The organism is Streptomyces sp. NPDC054956, from assembly GCF_053609185.1.
Map to the genome: position 1 here is coordinate 1 of NZ_JBSGXB010000504.1, position 3,444 is coordinate 3,444.

Annotated in this window: 4 protein-coding genes; 2 read left to right on the forward strand and 2 right to left on the reverse strand. The window is 73.8% G+C overall.

All coding sequences use genetic code 11. From position 1 onward, the window contains the following. The first annotated feature begins 133 nt into the window (after positions 1-133). A complete protein-coding gene (locus ACWGDE_RS37410) occupies positions 134-1,033 on the forward strand; it encodes an SDR family oxidoreductase (RefSeq protein ID WP_453393541.1) in 900 nt (299 codons plus the stop codon). Positions 1,034-1,139: 106 nt separating this feature from the next. After that, on the forward strand, positions 1,140-1,751 hold the full coding sequence (locus ACWGDE_RS37415; RefSeq protein ID WP_453393542.1) for a TetR/AcrR family transcriptional regulator: 612 nt from the start codon (positions 1,140-1,142) through the stop codon (positions 1,749-1,751). A gap of 25 nt (positions 1,752-1,776) precedes the next feature. On the opposite strand, the gene ACWGDE_RS37420 is transcribed toward ACWGDE_RS37415, so the two are convergent. Further along, entirely contained in the window at positions 1,777-2,610 is an 834-nt protein-coding gene (locus ACWGDE_RS37420) for an enoyl-CoA hydratase/isomerase family protein (protein ID WP_453393543.1), read from the reverse strand. Between the two features lie 23 nt (positions 2,611-2,633). Then, positions 2,634-3,398 (reverse strand): PIG-L deacetylase family protein, encoded by a 765-nt coding sequence (locus ACWGDE_RS37425; RefSeq protein WP_453393544.1) that lies wholly within the window; start codon positions 3,396-3,398, stop codon positions 2,634-2,636. Positions 3,399-3,444 lie beyond the last annotated feature (46 nt).

Sequence of the window (3,444 nt, forward strand, 5' to 3'; positions counted from 1 at the left end):
CCCTTTCGGAGGACATGCGGCGCGAGCGCGCCGGACCGCACGAGCGCATCGGACCGGCGGCCGGCCGTCCCCGGCACGATCGCCGCGGCACGGGCATGGCGATCTGGGCGCCCGCACGCTATCGATGGGCCGCATGGAGAACCCCTTGCGCGGGCTGCCCGCGCCGCCGCCGCTCGGCGCCGCCGCCCTGCCGCCCGGTACGTTCACCGGCCGGCTGGTGCTCGTGACCGGCGGCGGAACCGGACTGGGCAAGGCCATTGCCACCGAATTCGCCCGGCTCGGCGCCGACCTGGTGATCGCCGGGCGCCGGATCGAGCAGCTGAAGGCGGCCCAGGAGGAGCTGGCGGCCGTACCCGGCGCGGGACGGGTGACGGCCGCCGTCTGCGACATCCGGGACCCGGAGCGGGTCGCCGAGGTCTTCGACGCGGCCGAGGCCGCGTCCGGCCGGACCCCGGACGTGCTCGTCAACAACGCCGCCGCCAACTTCCCCTGCCCCGCCGAGGACTTGTCCCCCAACGCCTGGCGGGCGGTGGTCGACATCACCCTGACCGGCACCTGGTTCGTGACCCGCGAGTTCGGCCGCCGCCACCTCGCGGCCGGCAGCTGCGGGTCCATCGTCAACATCGGCGCCTCGTACGCCTGGACGGGCGGGCCGGGATTCGCCCACAGCGCCGCCGCCAAGGCCGGGGTGAAGAACCTCGTGGAGACACTCGCCGTCGAGTGGGGACCGTACGGCATCCAGATCAACGGCCTGGTCCCCGGGCTGTTCCCGCACGAGGACATGACCGCGGACATCCGGGGCGGCCTGGAGCGGGCCGCTCCGGACGCCAAGGACTCCAGGCAGCCCGCGCTGCGGGTCGGCGCGCCGCGCGAACTGGGCTGGGCGGCCACCTTCCTGGCCTCGCCCTACGCCCGCTTCATCACCGGCCACACCCTGGTGGTGGACGGCGCGAACTGGCAGCGCAGGGCACTGGTCAACCCCGAAGTGGTGCCGGTGCGCGAGCAGTTGGGACGCGGCCCGTTCACCCCGTGAAGTCCCGTCGGCACGATGGCGTGAGGTGCCCCTGCGGCACCTCACGCCAAGCCGGCGGGGTATGGCACATTGGTCACTCGATCCCCACGACCCCGGAGGTTCCGCGGTGAGCACGGCGAGCACGGCCGGTACCAGCCGCCCGTCACTGACGGAACGCCGCAGGGAGGCCACGCGGTACGAGATCGCGGAGGCGGCCGCCGCGTTGTTCTCCGAGCGGGGGTACGAGGCCACGACCGTCGACGACATCGCCCGGTCGGCCGGCATCTCGCTCCGCACCTTCTACCGGTACTGCCCGGCCAAGGAGGACGCGCTGACCCCGGTGCTGACGGCCGGCGTGGCCAGGCTGGTCGAGGAGCTGGCCCTGCGCCCGGCCTCGGAAGCGCTGACCGAGGCGGTCCAGGCCTCCTTCACCATCGCGACGGCGGGCGCGCGGTACGAGGGCCCGGGCCAGACGGCCCGGCTGATCCAGGTGATGGGCGACGTCCCGGAGATCCGGCTGCGCTGGCTCGCGGTCGCCCGCGCGATGCAGGACCGGCTGATTCCGGTCCTCGCGGTCCGTACGGGCCGTCCCGAGTCCGCACTGGAGACCCGCGTCCTGGCGGCCTGCCTCATCGACGCGGTCACGGTCGCCCTCGAACACTGGGCCTCGGAGGACGGCTGCGAGCCCCTTCCGGACGTCTCCGCCCGCGCCCTCGCCCTGCTGCGCCTGGCGGAGTGAGCAGCCGGCCGCCGCGGCCGCGTCCTCAGCCACCCGTGAAGTGCGGGGGCCGGCGCGCCGCCTTGGCGGTGTAGCCCTCGCGGGAGTCCTCCGAGGTGAGGGTCAGGGCCGCCGTCATCGCCACGCGGTCGAGCGCGGCGGGCAGGGCGGCGTCCGCGTAGGAGTCGATCGCGCGCTTGATGCCCTGGACCGCGAGCGGGGCGTTGGCCGCGATCTCCGCGGCGAGGGAGCGTGCCGTGGACTCCAAGTCACCGAGCGGGACGACCTGTTGGACGAGGTTGAGGCGGTGGGCGGTCTCCGCGTCGATGCGGCGGCCCGTCAGCGCGAGGAACTTCGCCCAGCCCGCGCCCGCCTCGCGGGCGATCCGCAGATCGCCGCCCGCGTCGACGGCCACGCCCAACTGGGCCTCGGGCAGCGCGAAGACGGCGTCCTCGGCCGCCACCCGGATGTCGGCCATCAGTGCCAGCTCGAACCCGAACCCCAGGCAGTAGCCCTGCACGGCCGCCACCACGGGCTGCGGCAGCCGGGCGAGCACCGCGAAGCGCTCGTGGACCCAGCGGATGCCCTCGTAGTAGTTGCGGTTGCGCCCGGCCGCCGACTCCCCCGTGATCGCACCGCCGGGGGCCGTCACGTCGATGCCCGCGCAGAAGGCCCGGCCCTCGGCCCGCAGCAGGACCGCCCGCACCTGCGGGTCGAAGCGAATCCGGTCCGCCAGCAGGCCCAGCTGGCGCGTGGACTCCCAGCTCCAGCCGTTGAGTTTGTCCGGCCGGCAGAGGGTGAGTTCCGCGATCCCGTCCGCGACGTCCAGACGGATCCGTTCCTCACCCTCCGCGATCTCCGTGCTGATGGTGTCGATCACGCGGACACCCTAGGGCGCACCCCTCAACGCGGGAAGACCTCGAACGCCACCGCCGGGCGGCCGCCGAACCGGCCCGCCGCCATCTGGGCGTTGCCCGTCAGGAAGCCGCGCACGTACGTCTCCGGGTCCTCGTCGGTCAGCACCTCGATGTACGCCTTGTGCTCCATCAGGGACTTCACCGAACGCTCCATGCCCGGACCGGCGTCGGCCGCGTGCGTGGGCGTCGTGGTGCCGGACACCGCGACCCAGCGGACCCCGTCCCACGGCTCCAGGCCCTGCTCGGTGATGAGTTCGGGAAAGATCCAGCGGTTGCCGGCGTCGCCCGCGGCGTCGAGCGTGGCGCGGCCGACCGCCTTGTGGTCGGGGGTGTTCCAGTAACCGCCGCCCTCGGCGCCGCCCCAAGTGTCGCGGTGGTTCATGGTGATGACCAGCTCGGGACGGTGCCGGCGGATGGCTGCCGCGATGTCCCGGCGCAGGTCGAGGCTGTACTCGATCACCCCGTCCCGGTAGTCGAGGAACTCCACCGTGGACACGCCGACGACCGCCGCGCTCGCGCGCTGCTCCGCCTCGCGCAGCGGGGCGCATGCGGCGGGGGCGATGGTGTCGATGCCCGCCTCGCCGCGCGTCGCCAGCAGGTAGACGACCTCCCGGCCGCCGTCCGTCCAGTCCGCGATGGCCGCCGAGCAGCCGTACTCGAGGTCGTCGGGGTGGGCCACCACCGCGAGCGCCCGCGTCCAGTCGGTGGGCATGGGCTCCAAGGGCGCGGGCCCGTCCAGTTGTTCAGTCATACCTCGCACAATAGGCGAATGGACAGACGAGGAGTGGTGACGGCCC

What these genes read in the sequence shown, in the direction of transcription:
- ACWGDE_RS37410 (WP_453393541.1), top strand. Translation starts at nt 134, where the DNA reads ATGGAGAACCCCTTGCGCGGGCTGCCCGCGCCGCCGCCGCTCGGCGCC.
- ACWGDE_RS37425 (WP_453393544.1), bottom strand. Translation starts at nt 3,398, where the DNA reads ATGACTGAACAACTGGACGGGCCCGCGCCCTTGGAGCCCATGCCCACC.